Origin of the sequence: Gilliamella sp. Bif1-4, from assembly GCF_001690535.1 — a bacterium.
In the GTDB taxonomy this organism is placed as follows: Bacteria; Pseudomonadota; Gammaproteobacteria; order Enterobacterales; family Orbaceae; genus Gilliamella; species Gilliamella bombi.
In genome coordinates this window covers 1-20936 of the sequence record NZ_LZHC01000079.1, presented here as the reverse complement: position 1 = coordinate 20936, position 20936 = coordinate 1, and the positions used below count along the sequence as shown (strand labels likewise).

Here is a 20936-nt window from a genome sequence, read left to right as displayed (position 1 = left end):
ACTATACAGTCTTCTTTGTTTTTTTATAATTCCTGAAAATAAATAGTCCAATACCAACGCAGATTGCACAGTCAGCAATATTAAAAGTTGGATAGTGCCAGTTACCAAAATTGACATCTAAAAAGTCAATCACAAAACCATGATAAAGACGATCAAATAAATTACCTAATGCACCGCCTAAAATCATTGATAACGACAAGTTCTCTAATTTTTGTTGGCGATTGTTGCGGTATAACATGCGTACTATCACGGCACAGATAATTAAAGCGATAGCGGTAAGCATCATACGTTGCCCTTCAAAAATGCTAAAGGCAGCGCCAATATTACGTACATAAGTGATAGAGAAGAATGGCAAAAAATTCACTGATTCAAATAGTGAGAAATTATTTATAATCCAAAATTTACTTGCGATATCAATGATAAAAACAATGATTACAAATAATAACCAGTAAAGTCCATTATCTTTTTTCATATAGTTTGTGCTCATTATTATGTTTCCGCCGACAATCGTCGGCGGAAAAGGTACTAGATTGCTTAAGGGATTGGCATAGCTCCATTTAATTTACTAAATAGGTTGCTATGCGAAATGCCTTACCTCGCCTTTGCCGTGAATGTTTTCTTCACAACGCTTACATAAATGTGATGTTGGCTCATTATCGACGGTATAGTGCCAGCAACGAGGGCATTTATCACCTTGTGCTTTAGCGAGTTCAATTTTTAGTCCTTGAATATCGCTTTGCACCGCATTTTCTGGTGCTTCTTGTAATGGTTTTACGCTAGCTTGTGATGTTAGTAATACAAAGCGTAATTCGTTTTCTAATTTAGCTAATGTTGCTGCAATATCTTTATCAGCATAAAGCGTAACAGCAGCTTCAAGTGCACCACCAATCACTTTATCATTACGACCTTGTTCAAGCACTTTATTCACTTCGCTACGAATGGCTAAAATCTGAGCCCAATATTCGCTATTTAATGCTTCGCTTTCTGGCAATGTAAATAGTGCTGTATACCACTCATCTTCAAAAACAAATTCATGTTTATCAGCCATTGGCAGATATTGCCAAATTTCATCAGCAGTGAATGATAAAATAGGTGCAATCCAACGAACCATTGCTTGCGCAATATGATATAAAGCGGTTTGGCAACTGTGACGGGCAATACTATCGCTTTTTGCTGTGTATTGACGATCTTTAATGATATCTAAATAGAATGATCCCATTTCGATTGAACAAAATTGCATAATACGTTGTACGACTTTATGGAAATCATAATTTTCATAAGCTTGAACAATTTGCTCTTGTGCTTCTTTTGCCATACTAACCGCCCAGCGATCAAGGACAACCATATCTTCTTGTTTTACCATATCTTTAGCTGGATCAAATCCATTTAAATTCGCTAGTAAAAAACGTGCGGTATTACGAATACGGCGATAACTATCGGCAGCTCGTTTGATAATTTCTTCCGAATAACTCATTTCGCCTGAATAATCGGTAGATGCAATCCATAAGCGTAAAATATCAGCCCCAAGTTTGTTCATCACTTCTTGTGGTGTCACAATATTACCTAGTGACTTAGACATTTTACGGCCTTGACCGTCAACCACAAAACCATGTGTTAATACTTGTTTATAAGGGGCTTTATTATCAATTGCTGTTGATAACATTAATGAAGACATAAACCAACCTCGATGTTGATCTGAACCTTCTAAATAAAGTTCTGCATCATGTCCTTCAAATTCAGGGCGTGCACGCACAACAGAAGAGAATGTTGATCCTGAGTCAAACCAAACATCTAACGTATCAGGTACTTTACGATAATCATCAGCATCAGGACCTAAAAGATCTTTAATATCAGCATCCCACCAAGCTTGAATGCCATCTTTTTCAACTAGCTGTGCAACTTTTTCAACTAATGCTAGTGTATCTGGATGAAGTTCTTCGGTCTCTTTGTGAACAAACAACGTCATAGGTACACCCCATGTGCGTTGGCGAGAAATACACCAATCAGGGCGATTAGTAACCATGATTTCAATGCGTGCTTGTCCCCAATCAGGGATCCAACGAACTTGTTTAATTTCTTTTAGTGATTGCGTTCGCAGACCTTGTTTATCCATGCTAATAAACCATTGTGGTGTAGCACGATAAATAACAGGTGTTTTATGACGCCAACAACATGGATAGCTATGTTCAATATTTTCAAAGTGTAATAGTGCGTTATGTTCTTTTAGCATTTCAACGACAACTTTATTCGCTTTGAACACAAATAACCCATCGAGACCAGCGCCCGTTCCAGGCAAGTAACAACCATTACCACCAACTGGATTTGCCACTTCAAGACCATATTTTTGACCGACCATAAAGTCTTCTGTACCATGTCCTGGTGCGGTATGCACAGCTCCTGTACCTGCATCAATTGTAACGTGTTCGCCAAGTACAACTGGTTCATCAAAATCAAGGAATGGGTGTTTAAAACGTAACAACTCAAGAGCATTACCTTGGCAGCTACTTAATACTTTCCATTGGTCGATATTGGCACGTTGCATCACAGACTCAACTAAATCAGTTGCTAAAATTAAGCACTCTTTATCATTAATTTGAACAAGTTGATATTCAAAATCAGCATTTAAAGCTATCCCTCGGCTAGCTGGTAATGTCCAAGGCGTGGTTGTCCAGATAACAGCATAAATGGTTAAATTAGTATTGATACCAAATTTATTTGCTACAGCTTGATTATCAACAGCTTTAAATTTCACATCAATTGCTGGCGATGATTTATCATAATATTCAACTTCTGCTTCGGCTAAAGATGACATACAATCAGTACACCAATAAACAGGTTTAGCGCCTTTAACTAAATGACCATTTTTTATCACTTTACCTAACGCACGGATAATATTCGCTTCGGTATTGTAGTCCATTGTACGGTAAGGGTTTTGCCAATCACCTAGTACGCCCATACGGATAAAATCAGCCTTTTGTAGTTCAACTTGTGAAGCGGCATAATCGCGGCAAATTTGACGAAACTCAGCAGGTGTTACTTTTACACCTGGTTTTCCTACTTGCTCTTCAACTTTTTGTTCAATCGGTAAGCCATGACAATCCCATCCTGGAATATAAGGGGAATTATAACCGCTTAACCCTTTTGATTTGATAATAATATCTTTAAGGATTTTATTAACGGCGTGACCAATATGTAGTTTTCCGTTTGCATAAGGAGGGCCATCATGCAGAATAAAGTTTTTTTTACCTTTTTTGGCCGAGCGAATTTTGCGATAAAGTTCTTTATCGTACCAATTTTGTAACATTGCTGGTTCGCGTTTAGCAAGATCTCCTCGCATTGGGAATCCAGTTTCCGGTAGATTCAATGTATTTTTATAGTCTGTCATGCTGATTTATTCCAGTTAAATGTGTTGATACTACTTTTTATTGGTTAATTTTGCACTGATATTTTTCGCAGTGCAAATATCTTGTGTAATTTGTTGTTTTAATTCTGCTAATGAGTCAAATTTTTTCTCATCGCGTAATTTTTTGATGAACGTTATGTCTAAATATTGTCCATATATATTACCCGAAAAGTCAAAAAGATTTACTTCAAGTATTGCGGTTTTTCCATTAATAGTTGGTCTTATCCCAATATTGGCAATACCGTGATAATGTTGATTATTGCAGATATTTTTGACTTTAACAAAATAGACTCCTTGTAGTGCAGGCTTTTTTCGATGTAAGTGAATATTTGCTGTTGGAAATCCCAATTCCCTTGCTAAAGCATTGCCATGAACTACGCGACCTTGAATTGTATAATCACGACCTAATAGGCAATGAGCCAATTCAAAATCACTATTCAAAAGTGCTTGGCGAATAGCAGTACTACTTATACGAAAATTATTCCAAACAAATGTTGGTATGCTTTCTACTACAAAATCATGATTTCGAGAATATTGTTGTAGAAGGTTGATATCCCCTTTACGTTCAAATCCGAACCGAAAATCATCTCCAATTGTAATGTATTTAGCTTGTAACTTATTGATCAACCAATCTTGAATAAAATGATCGGCAGACATATTGGCAAAAGTTTGGGTAAATGGAATAGCAATAATATAGTCGATACCTAATTTTTCAATAAAAATAACTTTTTCATGAAATGAAGTTAAACGTGACGGTGCATTATCTTGGGCAAAAAACTCTAGTGGTTGTGGCTCAAATAACATCACAACTGTGGGAAGATTGCGTTTTTTACCTTGTTTAATAATATGGTTAATTAATTGTTGATGTCCCAAATGCACGCCATCAAAATTTCCCAAGGTTAGAACACATTGGGAAAACTGATTTTTTAGATTAGTTATACCACGGATAATCTTCATGAAAACAATGTTATTTATATTAAGTAACCAAGAATTATACCAATCTTTCTTGAAGATGCACGCAATATAAAGTTGGATTTTATCGCTTTTCTTCAAGCATTTTCACTGTTTGAGATAAAATGCTAAGTGACTCGGTCATACTTTAAACTATTGTGATTCAAACATACCCATTTATAAAATTAATAATGGTTTAGTGCTCGCAAAAATTCTTGCCTTGTGCTTGGGTTTGTTTTAAACCCGCCTCCGAGCGCAGTTGTTGTTGTAATACTATTGGAGTCTTTAATGCCTCGGGCTTTAACACAATAATGAGTTGCATCAATAGAAACCGCCACATTAACCGTACCTAGTAGTGTTTGTAGTGCCACTAAAATTTGCTGTGTTAATCTTTCTTGTACTTGAGGGCGTTGGGAAAAAAAAGTTACAATTCGATTAATTTTCGATAAACCAATGACTTTATCTTTGGGAATATAAGAAACCGTTGCTTTACCGTCTATTGTGACAAAATGGTGTTCACAAACACTAGTTAGTGTAATATCGCGAACCGTTATCATTTCATCAACTTGCATTTTATTTTCGATTAACGTGATTTTTGGAAAATTTTCGTAATAAAGACCAGAAAAAATCTCATCAACATACATTTTCGACACGCGGAGAGGAGTTTGAGCAAGGCTATCATCAGATAAATCGAGTTCCATTAGCTTCATAATTTCACGAAAATGCGACTCGATTTTTGCTTTACGCTCATTATTATCTATAACTAAACGGCATAATGGTGTTTCAAGATTTTTAGCAGCGAGGGCTTCTTTGACTTTTTGCGCGGCAGGGCTTAATTGCGTCATTTATTACATACTCAAGCGAAAATGAATGCATTATTATATAACACTCATTGCGCAATATACAGTTGTTTACAGATGATTTTATACTAAAACATAGTATTACCTGAAACTTTTTTACATTATATTGTTGGCTAGATAAGAATATTATTGCTAATTAGGTGTTATACTATCAGTCATTAAATTAAATAATGTTTAGGTAACCATAATGCCAAATAACACACCGATTATTTTAATTGATGGATCATCTTATCTTTATCGTGCTTTTTTTGCTTGTCCACCATTAACCAATGCTAAAGGTGAGCCTACAGGCGCTATTTTTGGTGTGGTTAATATGGTTCGTAGTTTAATTAATCAGTACAATCCTACACATATTGCCGTGGTTTTTGATGCAAAAGGAGGATCATTTCGCAATGAGCTTTATAATGAATATAAAGCCACGCGAGATGAAATGCCTGAAAATCTTCGTCCGCAAATCGAACCCATTCACACTATTTTGAAAGCCATGGGGTTACCATTACTTTGTATTGAAGGTGTTGAAGCAGATGATGTAATTGGTACATTAGCAAGACAGGCTGAGCGGGAGAATCTAGAAGTATTAATCAGTACTGGTGATAAAGATATGGCACAGCTAGTGAGCGATAGAATTACATTGATTAATACGATGAATAATACCCAATTAGATCCACAAGGGGTAATAAAAAAATTTGGTGTTCCGCCAGAAAAAATTATTGATTATTTAGCTTTAAGAGGCGATTCGTCTGATAACATTCCTGGCGTACCAGGTATAGGTGAAAAGACAGCACAAAGTTTGTTATCTGAATTTGATGGTGTAGAAGATATTTATAATCGGTTAGACGATATTGAAAAATTGAAGATCCGAGGCGCTAAATCTTTAAAACAGAAATTGATTGATAATCAAAATGATGCTGAGCTTTCTTATTTACTTGCAACAATCAAAACTGATGTTAAGTTAGATTTTTCCAATGAACAATTATTGGTAGGTGATATTGATGTTAAGGCTCTAGTTGAATTATTTAATTACTATGGTTTTCATCGTTGGCAAAAAGAATTAATGGCTGGTACTTTTTTAAATCAGCAGAAAAATCAAGTTATAGAAGGCGATGATAATTACTTCATTCAAGAAGAACAAACAACAGCACAAAAAAGAGATACTGATTACCAGTGTATATTAACTGAAAAGCAATTAGATGAGTGGATCACAAAATTAACAAATAGCGGACTATTTGCTTTTGATACCGAAACAGATAATGTTGATCATGTGCATGCTAAATTAGTTGGTATATCATTAAGTGTTGAACCTCATCAAGCGGCTTATATTCCACTTTCTCATCAGTATTTAGGTGTTCCTAAGCAATTACCACTAGATGATGTATTAGCTAAATTAAAACCAATATTTGAAAATCCAGAAATCAAAAAAATTGCCCAAAATGCAAAATTTGATTACAGCGTGCTAGCAAATTATGGCATAACCATACAAGGAATTGCGTTTGATACTATGATTGAATCTTATGTATTAAATAGTAATGACCGTCATGATATGGATAGTTTGGCCAATCGCTATTTGGATCATAAAACCATTACTTATGATGAATTAACTAAATTTGATAAAATTCAGGTTACTATTGATAACATTGATGTGGAAAAAACCACACAATATGCTGCCGAAGATGCCGATGTTACCTTACAATTGCATAATAAATTATGGCCAGATCTTGAAAAAGATGAAAAATTAAAAGCTCTATTCACTAATATTGAAATGCCACTCACCACTTTAATAGCTGAAATGGAACGAACAGGCGTTTTGATTGATGTCAAGTTATTAAATAAACATTCTAGTGAATTGAGAAAGAAATTAAACGAAATTCAAGAAACGTTACAATTGTTGGCTGGTGAAAAATTTAATCCAGCATCACCTAAACAGATTCAAGCTCTTTTATTTGATAAACATCAATTACCAGTTCTCAAAAAGACACCAAAGGGCGAACCATCAACCAGTGAAGATGTTTTGAGTGAGCTAGCTAATCAATACGAATTACCACGCATGATCTTGCTTTATCGTAGTTTAGCTAAGTTAAAAAATACTTATACCGATAAATTGCCATTGATGGTTAGTCCTATCGATCATCGTATTCATACCAATTATAATCAAATCGGTACTGTAACTGGGCGATTGTCGTCAAATGAGCCAAATTTACAACATATTCCAGTGCGTAATCAAGAAGGCCGACGAATTAGACAGGCATTTATTGCGCCAAAAGGTTATAAGATTATTTCTGCCGATTATTCGCAAATTGAATTACGGATCATGGCGCATCTATCACAAGATAAAAGTTTACTTTATGCTTTTTCTCATGACAAAGACATTCACCGTGTTACGGCTAGTGAAATTTTAGGTAAAACTGAGTCTGAAGTGACTTCTGAAGAGCGAAGACGTGCAAAAGCGGTTAACTTCGGATTAATTTATGGTATGAGCGCCTTTGGTTTATCTAAACAAATTAATATTGCGCGTAAAGAAGCTCAGTTTTATATCGATCGTTATTTTGAGCGATACCCAGGTGTTCAAGCGTATATGGACCAAATTCGCCAACAAGCAGCAGAACAAGGTTATGTTGAAACCCTATCTGGTCGACGTTTATATCTTCCTAAAATTAAATCAGGAAGTGGTATTGAACGGCGCGGTGCTGAGCGCGCTGCCATTAATGCCCCAATGCAAGGTACAGCGGCTGATATTATTAAAACAGCAATGATTAAGGTAAGTGAATGGATAAAAAGCTTGCCTGTAGGTAATATTAGAATGGTTATGCAAGTACACGATGAGTTAGTATTTGAAGTAAAAGAAGAATTAGTTGAGCAATATAAAGCCCAGATAAAATCGATCATGGAAAATTGTTACCAACTATCTATACCATTAAAAGTGGATGTAGGTGTGGGTGATAATTGGGATGAAGCACATTAATCATACTAAATTCGTACTAAATAATTCAGCCTTATCTGTCTAGTTAAGGCTGATATTATACTTAAACGTATACTTTCCTGAAACTTTTTAACAAGTTAAATTAACCTGTTAACTATAATGGAACTATTGCCGAAACCTTTCGGCGTGTTAGAATAAGCAACTAAATAGAATCGATACAAACATATTATTCTGCTTGTTGATATATAGCAGAATTAAAGGAAATGGTGCTGGTATTCGTGTTGTTGTTAAAGCTCTATTTTCGTTATTATTAGGATTATTTCATGAAAATCAAAACCCGTTTTGCACCTAGCCCAACAGGCTATTTACATGTAGGTGGTGCTCGTACAGCACTTTATTCTTGGCTCTATACTCGTCATGCAAAAGGTGCATTTGTATTACGCATTGAAGATACCGATCTTGAGCGCTCAACGCCAGAAGCGATTGAAGCAATAATGGAAGGTATGAATTGGTTAAAATTATCATGGGACGAAGGTCCTTATTATCAAACTAAACGCTTTGATCGTTATAATCAAGTCATCGATGAAATGTTAGCCAAAAGAACAGCTTATCGTTGCTACTGTTCTAAAGAACGTCTTGAAAAATTGCGTGAAGAGCAGATGGCAAAAGGTGAAAAAGCGCGTTACGATGGGCATTGCCGTTGTGCTTCAGTACAACAAGAGCATACTCATGATGAGCCACATGTTGTTCGTTTTGCTAACCCTACTGATGGTACTGTTATTTTTAATGATTTAATCCGTGGTCCAATTGAGATTGCTAATAAAGAGCTTGATGATCTTATTATTCGCCGCACTGATGGTTCACCAACTTATAATTTCTGTGTCGTTGTTGATGATTGGGATATGGAAATTACCCATGTTATTCGTGGTGAAGATCACATCAACAACACACCACGCCAGATCAATATCCTAGAAGCATTAGGAGCGCCAATTCCTAAATATGGTCATGTATCAATGATTTTAGGGGATGATGGACAAAAATTATCTAAACGTCACGGAGCGGTTAGTGTCATGCAATATCGTGATGATGGTTATTTGCCCGAAGCATTACTTAACTATTTAGTGCGTCTTGGTTGGTCACACGGTGATCAAGAGATATTTTCTGTTCCGGAAATGATTAGTTATTTTTCATTAGATGCGGTTAGTAAATCAGCCAGTGCCTTTAATACTGAAAAATTACTTTGGTTAAATCACCATTATATCAACCATCTTGATGCGGATTATGTTACTCAACATTTAATTTGGCATATGAACCAACAAGGATATGATTTATCAAAAGGTCCTGATCTTATCACTATTATTAAGTTATTTGGTGAACGTTGTAAAACGCTTAAAGAGATGGCTGAATCATGTGCTTATTGCTATCGAGATTTTGAAGATTATGATGCCGATGCGGCTAAAAAACATTTACGCCCAGTCGCCAAAGAGCCATTAGAAACAATTAAAGCAAAAATTGAAGCTATTGCTGACTTTGATTGGCAAATTGATAAAATTCATCATGCGATTGAAGCAACTGCAACTGAGCTTAATGTTGGTATGGGTAAAGTTGGCATGCCATTACGCGTTGCTGTAACAGGTATCGGGCAATCGCCATCGGTTGATGCAACTGTTTTTGCGGTAGGCAAAAAACGAGCGCTTGCTAGAATTGATAAGGCTTTGGCATATATTAATCAACGCGAGCAATCTCAAAATTAATATATTTATTGCAGGGAAATCCCTGCAACCCTTTTTGTCAAAGTGAGAACTTCTATGGTTCGCTTAAAAAAACGCTATTGGATCGTACTCAGTATTTTATTTTTCCTCATATTGTTTTGCTTGTTTGGGTGGCATTATTGGCAGACTTTCAAGCAGAAAAATGGGATTATTGTCGATTGGCATGGTGTTAGCGTTGGCTTTAAAGGTCTTACTTTTGATGAACTTACTGTCAGTAAACCATCCCAAGTTTCTATAACTGCTAAAAATTTATCAATTTCATTATCGCAGTTAACTGCAAACAATTTAGATATTTATTGGCAACCCAATGAATCTGAAATAGCTTTAGAAACTATTGAAAACACGGTTGATACAACGACTGAAACGCTTAATCAATCTGATCCCGATCTCTCTTTGATTTCAACTATTATTTATTGGTTACCTAAAACGATTCATATAGATACACTGCGATTTTATGAACAAAATAAAGCGAGATTAGATTTAAACGTTGATATAAATAAACAGCAAGAAGCAATACAACTTAATTTATCAACCAATACCCAAGAAATAACACAATTGTCTGCCACTTTGTTGTTTAATCAACAGGCTTTGCGGATTGACATACAAAACGGCCTTTTTAAAACATCCCTAAATCAATTTGGTTTACAAAATAGTAATTTAGTCTTACCGTTTACTGGATGGCTATCTAGTCATCAATTGGAATTAATAACTTCGGATAAAGCATCAATTAGTTTAGAAAAAGCAAATCTTTCTGATGATTTAATCCTTGGTTCTTCCAATGGGGATTTCAATATTCAACTTAAATCAAACATTCCATTTGATAGTAACCAACTATCTGCTATAGCAACATTAACCATTAATAAACTCAATGGTATTTATAAAACTAGTGAAATCAAATCGGTTACAGGCGATATCAATATTATTATTAAAGATAACCAATTTACTATTTCAACACCGGTATTAAATATTCAAGAAGTAAATATGGGGATCGCTTTTGAAAAGATTAAATTAGTTGGAAGCTATTTAGCCTCGTTTAAAGCACCAAACAAAGGAACGGTTACATGGAAAAAAGCTCAAGCTAATATCTTCTCTGGTTTGGTTTTTATTGAAGAAAATAAATTGAATTTAGCTAAATTGCCTCAACAATTTAATTTAAGGTTAAAACAGATACAACTAAAAGATATTTTTAAGCAATATCCTTCTGAAGGGCTTGCTGGTGATGGTGCAATTGATGGTGTTTTACCTATTACGTTATCAGAGATAACGAAAAAGGGTGAAACAGCTTTAAAATTTGTCATTAAAAATGGCAAGTTAGTTACGATCAACGAGGGTTATTTACAATTTGAAAATTCTGCTCTCAAAAGCTATGGGCAAAATAACCCCAATATGAAAATACTCACTGATATTATTAAAAATTTTCATTATACTAAGTTACAAGGCGCAGTTGATTACGCTAATGACATTGCCAAATTAAAATTGAATATTCAAGGCAGTAATTTGGATGTCGAAAATGGCAAAGCGGTTAATTTAAATATCAACCTTGAAGAAAATATGACTAAATTGCTCATGAGTTTACAGTTATCCGATCAAATTAGTGAGCCAATCCGTAAACGTATTGAAGCTTATTTAAAAAATAAATCTTCAAAATAAGGGGTTATTTTATGGTACGAAATGTTATTGCAATTATAATATTAGCAGGTGTATTAACGGGATGTTCACCAACAGTTAAAGTTCAAGCACCGAGTGAACCAATTAATATCAATTTAAATGTTAAGATAGACCATGAAATTAATATTAAGGTTGATAAAGCTTTAGATAATATAATCAATAAATCTGGATTATATTAATTAATAAGTTTTATTTTTATCTGTCTTTTTGATTATAAGTATTAATAAAAATCTATACTCACATTCAAATAAATAAAATACGATGTATTTATTAAGGAGTTTGTTATGAATATCTGTAAAAAAGCAACCTTGGCATTATTTTCAGTTGTGTTATCTTTTTCTGTGTTTGCATTAAATTTAGATCAAGCAATGGATTTATTAAGTCAAGCCAAAGCACAAGGGATAGTTGGTGAACAGGCTGATGGTTATTTAGGTGTAGTGAAAAACGAAGGTAACGCTTCTGAAATTGCGCAATTAATTAATCAGGCTCGTAAAGAACAATACCAAAAAGTATCAGCTGAAAGTAATGTCCCTTTAAATGAAGTAGAAAAAAAGGCTGGTAGTAAAGCGCAAGAAAAGACCCCAGCAGGTCAATATATAAAGCGACAAGGCCAATGGTTAAAAAAATAATTGCTACTTTTTTCAGTAGTAAGAAAAGTATAATCACATTATGCTTTAATTGTGTATAAATAATGTGTATTCTGTTTGTTTAAATATTTGTTTTATGTTTAACAAAATAAAAACAATTTATCTAGTTAGTTTTTACTTGTAACAGTATCGCTTATGCGATTTGAAATGGAGAAAATCAATGTGTTCGATTTTAGGTATTCTTGATATTAAATCAGATCCAGAACAACTACGAACAAAAGCATTAGAGCTATCATGTCTACAGCGTCATCGTGGTCCTGATTGGTCTGGTATCTTTGCGTCTGATAAAGCAATTCTTGCTCATGAACGTTTATCAATTGTAGATGTTAATACAGGATCTCAGCCTCTTTATAATAAAGATAAAACCCTAGTTTTAGCGGTAAATGGCGAAATTTATAATCATCAAGAACTCCGAAATCAGTACAAAGATCGTTATGAGTTTCAAACAGGTTCTGACTGCGAAGTGATTCTTGCTTTATATCAAGAAAAAGGTATTGATTGCCTTGATGAATTACAAGGTATGTTTGCTTTTATCCTTTATGATATCAATAAAGGCAGCTATTTTATTGGCCGTGACCATATTGGTATTATTCCAATGTATACAGGTCATGATGAAAATGGCACATTTTATGTTGCCTCTGAAATGAAAGCATTAGTACCTGTTTGTAAAACAATTGAAGCTTTCCCTCCAGGATGCTATCTATCTAGTACTGAAGGTGAAATCAAAACGTATTACAAACGTGACTGGATGGATTACGAAAATGTGAAAGACAATAAAACGGATATTAATGCACTGCGTGTTGCATTAGAAGAGTCTGTAAAAAGTCATTTAATGTCTGACGTGCCATATGGTGTTTTATTGTCAGGTGGACTTGATTCTTCCGTCATTTCAGCGATCACTAAAAAATTCTCAGCACGTCGTGTTGAAGATCACGAAAAATCAGAAGCATGGTGGCCACAGTTACACTCATTTGCTGTAGGTTTAAAAGGTGCTCCAGATCTAAAAGCTGCACAAGCGGTTGCTGATCATCTAGGTACAGTTCACCACGAAATTAACTTTACCATTCAAGAAGGTATTGATGCGATTCGTGACGTGATTTATTTTATTGAAACTTATGATGTAACCACAATCCGTGCTTCAACACCAATGTATTTAATGGCACGTAAAATCAAAGCAATGGGAATAAAAATGGTACTTTCTGGTGAAGGTGCTGATGAAGTGTTCGGCGGTTACCTCTATTTCCACAAAGCGCCAAATGCTAAAGAGTTCCATGAAGAAACCGTACGTAAATTAGCAGCACTACATATGTATGATTGTGCACGTGCGAATAAAGCAATGGCGGCTTGGGGCGTTGAAGCTCGAGTACCATTCCTTGATAAAAAATTCTTAGATGTCGCAATGCGCATTAATCCAAAAGATAAAATGTGTGGTAGCAATGGCAAAATGGAAAAACATATTGTCCGTGAAGCATTTGAGTCTTACTTACCTGCATCTGTTGTTTGGCGTCAAAAAGAACAATTCTCTGATGGTGTTGGTTATAGTTGGATTGATACATTAAAAGAAATTGCAGAAAGTAAAATTACTGATCAGCAATTAGAAAATGCAAAATTCCGCTTCCCATATAATACGCCGACTTCGAAAGAAGCTTATATGTATCGTGAAATTTTCAATGAACTATTTCCAGTTGAAAGTGCAGCCCATTGTGTACCTGGTGGTCCAACTGTTGCATGTTCAACAGCTAAAGCAATTGAATGGGATGAATCATTTAAGAATTTAAACGATCCATCTGGACGTGCGGCGGTTGGTGTTCATAACGACGCTTATAAAAAATAATTGATTTTAGCGATAATTATTTGATATAAAAAAACGGGGAATATTCCCCGTTTTTTTATTAACGATAGACCAAATTAAGTTATTAATGCGCAGCGCCTTTAGGTGCACCAATCGGTAAAACAGTACGACCAAATTGCTCATTAATCACTTCTGCCATTGCTAAATAAACAGCACTTGCTCCACAAATAATGCCTTCAAAACCTGCAATATGAATAATGCCATGGTTACCTGAAATATTACCGATAGCTAATAAAGCAAATAAAACGGTTAAACTAGCAAAAACAAATTGTAATGCACGGTTGCCTTTTAATGTACCAATAAACATAAAGCCAGTAAAAATCCCCCATAATGCAAGGAAAATACCAACAAAAGTAGCATCAGATGGCGCTGTCGCTGGTGAAGTTGGTAAATACCAAATACCCACTAACGCAATCCAAAAGAAACCATAAGAAGTAAATGCTGTTGTACCAAACGTATTACCTTTTCGAAATTCTAAAATACCAGCAATGACTTGCGCAAGGCCGCCATAAAAAATACCCATTGAGACAATTACTGTCATAGCAGGAAAAAATCCAGCATTATGAATATTCAATAAAATTGTTGTCATACCAAATCCCATTAAGCCAAGAGGGCCAGGATTTGCAAGTTTTGTTTGTTCCATAAGGATCCTATAAATTAAGTAAGATGATTAAAGAGCGGCAATAATAAGTGTAGAAAACGCCATAATCAAGGTTTTAGAAAAATAATTTTTTTGTACCCCCTTGATATTAATAATAACGTTCCCATTTATGTGAAAACAAAAAACATTTCTTTATGAAGTAAGGGCTTGAAAATTAAAATTTAAGACCTATATACAAGAAATAAAATACAGGTTTTGAGGAGAAAAGATTATGGGTAAAATTATTGGTATTGATTTAGGTACAACAAATTCATGTGTTGCAGTAATGGACAATGGTCAAGCAAAAGTATTAGAAAACGCTGAAGGCGATCGTACAACCCCTTCTATTATTGCTTACACACAAGATGGAGAAATCTTAGTTGGTCAACCAGCAAAACGTCAAGCAGTAACTAATCCACAAAATACACTATTTGCAATTAAACGTTTAATTGGTCGTCGTTTTGAAGATGCCGAAGTACAACGCGATGTTAGCATCATGCCATATAAGATCGTAAAAGCTGACAATGGCGATGCATGGGTTGATGTTAAAGGTCAAAAAATTGCACCACCACAAATTTCTGCTGAAGTATTGAAAAAAATGAAAAAAACAGCAGAAGATTATCTTGGTGAAGCAGTGACTGAAGCGGTTATTACTGTACCTGCTTATTTTAACGATGCACAACGTCAAGCAACTAAAGATGCTGGTCGTATTGCAGGTTTAGACGTAAAACGTATCATCAACGAACCAACAGCTGCAGCACTTGCCTATGGTTTGGATAAAGATGTAGGTAACCGAACTATAGCTGTTTATGACCTTGGTGGTGGTACATTTGATATCTCTATTATCGAAATCGACGACGTTGATGGCGAAAAAACCTTTGAAGTATTAGCAACAAATGGTGATACTCACTTAGGTGGTGAAGACTTTGACTCACGTTTAATCAATTATTTAGTTGACGAATTTAAACGTGAACAAAATTTCGATCTAAAAAATGATCCGCTAGCAATGCAACGCTTAAAAGAAGCGGCAGAAAAAGCGAAAATTGAATTATCATCAGCACAACAAACTGATATTAATTTACCGTATATCACTGCTGATGCAAGTGGTCCAAAACATTTAAATATTAAAGTGACTCGCGCGAAATTAGAATCATTAGTAGAAGATCTAGTTAAACGTTCGATGGATCCTGTAAAAACAGCATTACAAGATGCAGGTCTTTCTGTTTCTGACATTAAAGACGTTATTCTTGTTGGTGGGCAAACTCGTATGCCAATGGTTCAAAAAGCAGTTGCCGACTTCTTTGGTAAAGAGCCACGAAAAGATGTAAACCCTGACGAAGCGGTTGCCGTTGGTGCTGCTGTTCAAGGTGGTGTACTTGGTGGTGATGTTAAAGATGTTTTATTACTTGATGTAACTCCATTGTCTTTAGGTATTGAGACTATGGGTGGCGTAATGACAACTTTAATTGAAAAGAACACAACTATTCCAACAAAACATAGTCAAGTGTTCTCAACAGCTGAAGATAATCAATCAGCAGTAACCATTCATGTATTACAAGGCGAACGTAAACGTGCGGGTGATAACAAATCATTAGGTCAATTCAACCTAGATGGTATTCAACCTGCACCTCGTGGTATGCCACAAATTGAAGTTACTTTTGATATTGATGCTGACGGTATTTTACATGTATCGGCTAAAGACAAAAATACTGGACGTGAACAAAAAATTACGATTAAAGCCTCTTCAGGATTAAGTGAAGAAGAGATTCAAAAAATGGTTAATGATGCAGAAGCAAATGCCGATGCAGACCGTAAATTTGAAGAACTAGCTCAAACTCGTAACCAAGCAGATCATCTAGTTCATTCAACACGTAAACAAGTGACTGAAACAGGTGATCAGTTATCAGCTGATGATAAAAAAGCAATTGAAGATGCCGTAAGTGCTTTAGAAACTGCCGCTCGTGGCGAAGATAAAGCAGAAATTGAAGCGAAAATTAATGCATTAATGGAAGCTTCTAAAAAATTGCTTGAATTAGCACAACAACAAGCTCAAGCAGCTCAAGGTGCGGAATCAAATAATGGAAGCTCTACTGCGCAAGATGATGTTGTTGATGCAGACTTCAAAGAAGTTGATGATAATAAAAAATAATCATTAGTTACTATGTTTTTTAATGAGTTATTCCAACAAGTTTTAAACATGTAATACATTAAACGGGCGAGAGGTAACTCAAGCCCGTTTAGTTGTTTATGAAAACAGATAAAAATAAAGGTTAATTATGGCGAAGAAAGATTATTATGAAACATTGGGCGTTAGTAAAAGTGCCAGTGAAAGTGAGATAAAAAAAGCCTATAAACGCCTAGCCATGAAATATCATCCTGATAAAAATCAGGATAACAAAGCCGAAGCTGAAGAAAAATTCAAAGAAGTAAAAGAAGCTTACGAAGTCCTAACCGATCCGCAAAAAAAGGCGGCTTATGATCAATATGGCCATGCTGCTTTTGAACAAGGCCAAGGCGGCGCAGGAGGAGGATTCGGAGGATTCGGAGGCTTTGGTGGATTTGGCGGCGGAGCTTTTGACGATATATTCAGTGATTTCTTTGGTGGTGGTCGAGGTCGTGGACAAACTGCATCTCGCGGCAATGACTTACAATACAATATCACACTAACATTAGAAGAAGCTGCTGCAGGTGTTAGTAAAGAAATTAAAGTCCCAACATGGGTAAGCTGTGATACTTGCCATGGACAAGGAACCGAAAAATCTTCTGACGTGGTAACGTGCAATACATGTCATGGTGCCGGTGTTGTACAAATGCGCCAAGGCTTTTTTGCGGTGCAACAAGAGTGTCCAACTTGCCATGGTCGTGGTAAAGTAGTTAAAAATCCATGTAAAAAATGTCACGGTGAAGGCCGAATACAAAAAACAAAAACATTATCGGTTACAATTCCTGCAGGTGTTGATACAGGAAACCGTATCCGACTTTCTGGTGAAGGTGAAGCAGGATTAAATGGTGCACCATCTGGTGATTTATGTGTACAAGTACAAGTTAAATCACATGCTATTTTTGAGCGAGACGGTACAAACTTACATTGTGAAATTCCAATTAATATTGTATTAGCATCACTTGGTGGCGAAGTTGAAGTGCCGACCCTTAACGGCAAGGTCAGCTTAACAATTCCTGCTGAAACTCAAACAGGAAAAATGTTCCGACTACGAGGCAAAGGAATAAAATCGTTGCGTGGTAATGCTGTTGGTGATCTTTACTGTCATGTTGTGGTTGAAACACCAGTTAATTTAACCAGCAAACAAAAAGAGTTACTAAAAGAGTTAGGTGAAAGCTTTAAAGCTGATAAAAACTCTAAACACAGTCCCAAAGAAAAAAGCTTCTTTGACAAAGTGAAAAAGTTTTTTGGTTAATTTGATATAGCAAAAGCACGATTGAACAGTAAAATCACTTGTTCAATCGTGTGTTAGCCAACATTAAAACCTCTACACCCATCCCTATTTATTCACAAAAACAAAAAACGTTTAGGCAAAAGTTAGTTAGTGCAGATATTAACTTTATTAAAGTTTTTGGTGTTTTTTAGCCAAATTAACCGTTTATGCAACTATTTCGTTTTTTACTACGGTTCTATTTTTTGCTTGTGATATTTTTCGGTCAAAATTTCGACATAAAACTTACCGTCAGTTTCTCGGGATAGATGTAAAAAGTATGGTTTATAGCTCCATATTTTATCCCCTACTATGTTTTTATATTCTTCTTTACCATATTTTTGGGTTAATTCTTTATAAACTTTCTGCTCTATTTCTGCTGCGTATGTCATTTTTTTATAAACATTGAACACAACCAATTGGGTAGGGTTACGCTCTAAGTCATCTTCAAGTCTAATTGTTAATTTTTCGTCTTGATTGTTGGCATTTAAAGTTATTTCATAGCTTTTGATTGTGCCTTCAATTATTGATTTTTTGCCTATTTTTGATGGCGGTAATCGCATTTTCATTTCACTAATTTTTATGTCATTTTCAGAAAGGTGATATTTGTTTTTGAGTAATTCAACCAGTTCCGGTTCGGTTATTCCAAGCTTAACCCCTGCAAGTTCAAGGTTTTCCGCCTGCTCTTTTGTTAAACCATCAGCCCAACAGGTTGGGATACAAAATAACAAAGTGAATAATAAAAAGTATTTTTTAACATTGTTTCTTTCCAATCGTGTATTAATCCCTTAAATTGTTATTTTATTATAACAATTTAATAAATTAGGCAGCAATAGCTTTTCTGGTGTTCGTGGAGGTTTTGCGGGCTGAAAAAAACAGGGCATTATAGTCAGTATACAAAAAGGTGTTTAGCATCTATTAGTCATTATACCTATGATTATTGGGACAATAATAACTTAAAGCATCTTGGAATAGAACTATATGATAATACTCATAATATTATCTATACTGCCGAAACGTTTTTTGATGAAAATACTGAATTAATGATCAAAAGTACTGAAAAAAATATCAAAACAGGTCGTTATTTGATTGAATCTTATATTAGACAAAACGATATTTACTCAATAGTGGAATATTTTGATAAACAAGGAATTAAAACCAATCATGTAATTTGTCATGACGATTCAAACCGTGTAGAAAATCAAATATTAAATAAAGATGGTAAAGTGATTAAAACTAAACGTTGGGAGCCGGAAGAAATCTTTGATTTTGAAAAAGATTTAGACGAGCCTTATCCGTACAATAAATTCAAATGCCATAAGCGATGCGATATTTTTGATTTGTAAGCCTAATTAAATTAATGTACCTTACTGACTATTTAGAAAAAACCAAAACAATATGAAAAAGATAATAACAATTTCCCTAATCTGTTTTTTTGCTTGGGTATCAAACAGCCAACCCACTTTCGCTGAAGCAAAAAACAAAGACAAAAAAATACAAATAATCAACAAATTAAAACAACAAAATATCGTTCCAGGTAAAATTTATTTTCAACATGATTTTATGCTTTTCCTTGATAATGAAGACAGTTACCCTGAAAAAAATTTATTTTCATCACTTGTTGGTCTAGAAACCAAACCAAGAATGTATAGAGAGGGGATTCAAAGTATTGCACAGGTGAAATTAAATAAAAACTATCAATATAATGATGTATGGCAACGTAAGCGAAATATTATTGAAATAATGTATCCAACAGACTCTTTTCAATCACTAGAGGATGGTATCTATTTTTATACGCTAGATGAACATAAGCAATTACATCAGCAAGCTTCATTTGAAGAGGTATTTGAGTTACCTTGTTATTTGAGAGTTGAAAAAAAACACGGCATTGTAGTCAGTATTCAAAAAAGACCTTTAGCATTAATTAGTCATTATACCTATGATTACTGGCCAAATAATAATATAAAGCAGTTTAATATAGAAAAATACGATAATAATCATAATATTATTTATACCTCTGAAATTGAGTTTAATGAAAATACGGGACTCATGACTAAAGCGATTAAAAAAAATATCAAAACAGGACGTTATTTGATTGAGTCTTATATTAGACAAGATGATATCTATGAAATTGATGATTATTTTGATGGAAAAGGAATCAAAACCAATCATGTAATTCGTCATGACGATTCAAACCGTGTAGAAAATCAAATATTAAATAAAGATGGCAAAGTGATTAAAACTAAACGTTGGGAGCCGGAAGAAATCTTTGATTTTGAAAAAGATTTAGACGAGCCTTATCCGTACAATAAATTAATCATGAATGTCGAAAAAAGTCATTTCCTGTTAAAAGATGCTATGTTTGAACAAGGATTAGGCGAAAGCCGTCAATATGACAGCGAAGCGACCAACAGAGTAAAGTATTTAGGAATTCAGCCTCATCAGGTCTATTACCATAAATTACCCTTCCCCGGCTTTATGGCCGAGCGTTACAAAAACTTCCCTCATCAAGCGCCATTAAGCTTAATTGAAGCTGAAAATCAATTGCCACGGGATAAGTATAGCGATTTAATTCAGGTGGAAATGGGGGATAACTACCAATATAAAAAGATTATTAAAACCAAATGGCAACAATCGGCAATTTCATTACCATTAACACAATTTAAAGACTTAGAAAATGGCGTATATTTTTATGTCATGGCGGATAAAGGGCAATTAACCCCATTAAAGGGTGTAGAGCAAGCAGTTAGTTTACCTTCCTATATTCGTGTTGAAAAAGTGATGGGAAAAATCGT

At 34.9% G+C, this 20936-nt stretch carries 16 protein-coding genes; 10 read left to right on the top strand and 6 right to left on the bottom strand.

Features of this window, described 5'->3' with window-relative positions:
- Nucleotide 1: 1 nt before the first annotated feature.
- The 4 genes from lspA to folE form a co-directional block, all read right to left on the bottom strand.
- Complete coding sequence (gene lspA / locus A9G25_RS11695) at nt 2–487, bottom strand: signal peptidase II (protein WP_218057621.1); 486 nt, start codon at nt 485–487, stop codon at nt 2–4.
- 90 nt (nt 488–577) lie between these two features.
- The gene (gene ileS, locus A9G25_RS11690) at nt 578–3385 is read right to left on the bottom strand and encodes an isoleucine--tRNA ligase (protein ID WP_065627049.1); all 2808 of its coding nucleotides are present in this window, start codon (nt 3383–3385) and stop codon (nt 578–580) included.
- A gap of 30 nt (nt 3386–3415) precedes the next feature.
- Entirely contained in the window at nt 3416–4360 is a 945-nt protein-coding gene (gene ribF / locus A9G25_RS11685) for a bifunctional riboflavin kinase/FAD synthetase (RefSeq protein ID WP_065627048.1), read from the bottom strand.
- A gap of 179 nt (nt 4361–4539) precedes the next feature.
- Complete coding sequence (gene folE / locus A9G25_RS11680; protein ID WP_065627047.1) at nt 4540–5199, bottom strand: GTP cyclohydrolase I FolE; 660 nt, start codon at nt 5197–5199, stop codon at nt 4540–4542.
- 202 nt (nt 5200–5401) lie between these two features.
- Between folE and polA the strand changes: the two genes are divergently transcribed.
- The 6 genes from polA (at nt 5402) to asnB (ending at nt 14052) form a co-directional block, all read left to right on the top strand.
- A complete protein-coding gene (gene polA, locus A9G25_RS11675) occupies nt 5402–8173 on the top strand; it encodes a DNA polymerase I (protein ID WP_065627046.1) in 2772 nt (923 codons plus the stop codon).
- Nucleotides 8174–8454: 281 nt separating this feature from the next.
- On the top strand, nt 8455–9885 hold the full coding sequence (gene gltX / locus A9G25_RS11670; protein ID WP_065627045.1) for a glutamate--tRNA ligase: 1431 nt from the start codon (nt 8455–8457) through the stop codon (nt 9883–9885).
- 54 nt (nt 9886–9939) lie between these two features.
- Complete coding sequence (locus tag A9G25_RS11665) at nt 9940–11553, top strand: intermembrane phospholipid transport protein YdbH family protein (RefSeq protein ID WP_065627044.1); 1614 nt, start codon at nt 9940–9942, stop codon at nt 11551–11553.
- An 11-nt stretch (nt 11554–11564) separates the two neighbouring features.
- A complete protein-coding gene (locus A9G25_RS11660) occupies nt 11565–11750 on the top strand; it encodes a YnbE family lipoprotein (RefSeq protein ID WP_034911268.1) in 186 nt (61 codons plus the stop codon).
- A gap of 105 nt (nt 11751–11855) precedes the next feature.
- Entirely contained in the window at nt 11856–12200 is a 345-nt protein-coding gene (locus A9G25_RS11655) for a YdbL family protein (RefSeq protein ID WP_065627043.1), read from the top strand.
- Between the two features lie 178 nt (nt 12201–12378).
- Nucleotides 12379–14052, top strand: a complete 1674-nt coding sequence (gene asnB, locus A9G25_RS11650; RefSeq protein ID WP_034911264.1) for an asparagine synthase B — start codon at nt 12379–12381, stop codon at nt 14050–14052.
- Between the two features lie 82 nt (nt 14053–14134).
- Here asnB and satP read toward each other — a convergent pair whose 3' ends face one another.
- The gene (gene satP / locus A9G25_RS11645) at nt 14135–14713 is read right to left on the bottom strand and encodes an acetate uptake transporter (RefSeq protein ID WP_034911261.1); all 579 of its coding nucleotides are present in this window, start codon (nt 14711–14713) and stop codon (nt 14135–14137) included.
- A 229-nt stretch (nt 14714–14942) separates the two neighbouring features.
- Here satP and dnaK point away from each other — a divergent pair, with 229 nt between their 5' ends.
- Nucleotides 14943–16859 carry a molecular chaperone DnaK gene (gene dnaK / locus A9G25_RS11640; RefSeq protein ID WP_065627042.1) on the top strand — a complete coding sequence of 639 codons (1917 nt, stop codon included), beginning with the start codon at nt 14943–14945 and terminating at the stop codon, nt 16857–16859.
- A 127-nt stretch (nt 16860–16986) separates the two neighbouring features.
- Nucleotides 16987–18126, top strand: a complete 1140-nt coding sequence (dnaJ, locus tag A9G25_RS11635) for a molecular chaperone DnaJ (RefSeq protein WP_065627041.1) — start codon at nt 16987–16989, stop codon at nt 18124–18126.
- Between the two features lie 206 nt (nt 18127–18332).
- On the opposite strand, the gene A9G25_RS11630 is transcribed toward dnaJ, so the two are convergent.
- The gene (locus A9G25_RS11630; protein ID WP_065627040.1) at nt 18333–18914 is read right to left on the bottom strand and encodes a hypothetical protein; all 582 of its coding nucleotides are present in this window, start codon (nt 18912–18914) and stop codon (nt 18333–18335) included.
- Between the two features lie 270 nt (nt 18915–19184).
- Here A9G25_RS11630 and A9G25_RS11625 point away from each other — a divergent pair, with 270 nt between their 5' ends.
- Nucleotides 19185–19487: a hypothetical protein gene (locus A9G25_RS11625; RefSeq protein WP_065627039.1), complete on the top strand. Its 303-nt coding sequence runs from the start codon at nt 19185–19187 to the stop codon at nt 19485–19487.
- Between the two features lie 52 nt (nt 19488–19539).
- A partial coding sequence (locus tag A9G25_RS11620; RefSeq protein ID WP_141675104.1) for a hypothetical protein occupies nt 19540–20936 on the top strand: 1397 nt, incomplete at its 3' end.

Coding starts and splice junctions, on each gene's coding strand:
- lspA (WP_218057621.1), bottom strand. CDS start 487: ATGAGCACAAACTATATGAAAAAAGATAATGGACTTTACTGGTTATTA.
- dnaK (WP_065627042.1), top strand. CDS start 14,943: ATGGGTAAAATTATTGGTATTGATTTAGGTACAACAAATTCATGTGTT.
- asnB (WP_034911264.1), top strand. CDS start 12,379: ATGTGTTCGATTTTAGGTATTCTTGATATTAAATCAGATCCAGAACAA.
- A9G25_RS11660 (WP_034911268.1), top strand. CDS start 11,565: ATGGTACGAAATGTTATTGCAATTATAATATTAGCAGGTGTATTAACG.
- satP (WP_034911261.1), bottom strand. CDS start 14,713: ATGGAACAAACAAAACTTGCAAATCCTGGCCCTCTTGGCTTAATGGGA.
- A9G25_RS11655 (WP_065627043.1), top strand. CDS start 11,856: ATGAATATCTGTAAAAAAGCAACCTTGGCATTATTTTCAGTTGTGTTA.
- gltX (WP_065627045.1), top strand. CDS start 8,455: ATGAAAATCAAAACCCGTTTTGCACCTAGCCCAACAGGCTATTTACAT.
- A9G25_RS11665 (WP_065627044.1), top strand. CDS start 9,940: ATGGTTCGCTTAAAAAAACGCTATTGGATCGTACTCAGTATTTTATTT.
- polA (WP_065627046.1), top strand. CDS start 5,402: ATGCCAAATAACACACCGATTATTTTAATTGATGGATCATCTTATCTT.
- dnaJ (WP_065627041.1), top strand. CDS start 16,987: ATGGCGAAGAAAGATTATTATGAAACATTGGGCGTTAGTAAAAGTGCC.
- ribF (WP_065627048.1), bottom strand. CDS start 4,360: ATGAAGATTATCCGTGGTATAACTAATCTAAAAAATCAGTTTTCCCAA.
- folE (WP_065627047.1), bottom strand. CDS start 5,199: ATGACGCAATTAAGCCCTGCCGCGCAAAAAGTCAAAGAAGCCCTCGCT.
- ileS (WP_065627049.1), bottom strand. CDS start 3,385: ATGACAGACTATAAAAATACATTGAATCTACCGGAAACTGGATTCCCA.
- A9G25_RS11625 (WP_065627039.1), top strand. CDS start 19,185: ATGATCAAAAGTACTGAAAAAAATATCAAAACAGGTCGTTATTTGATT.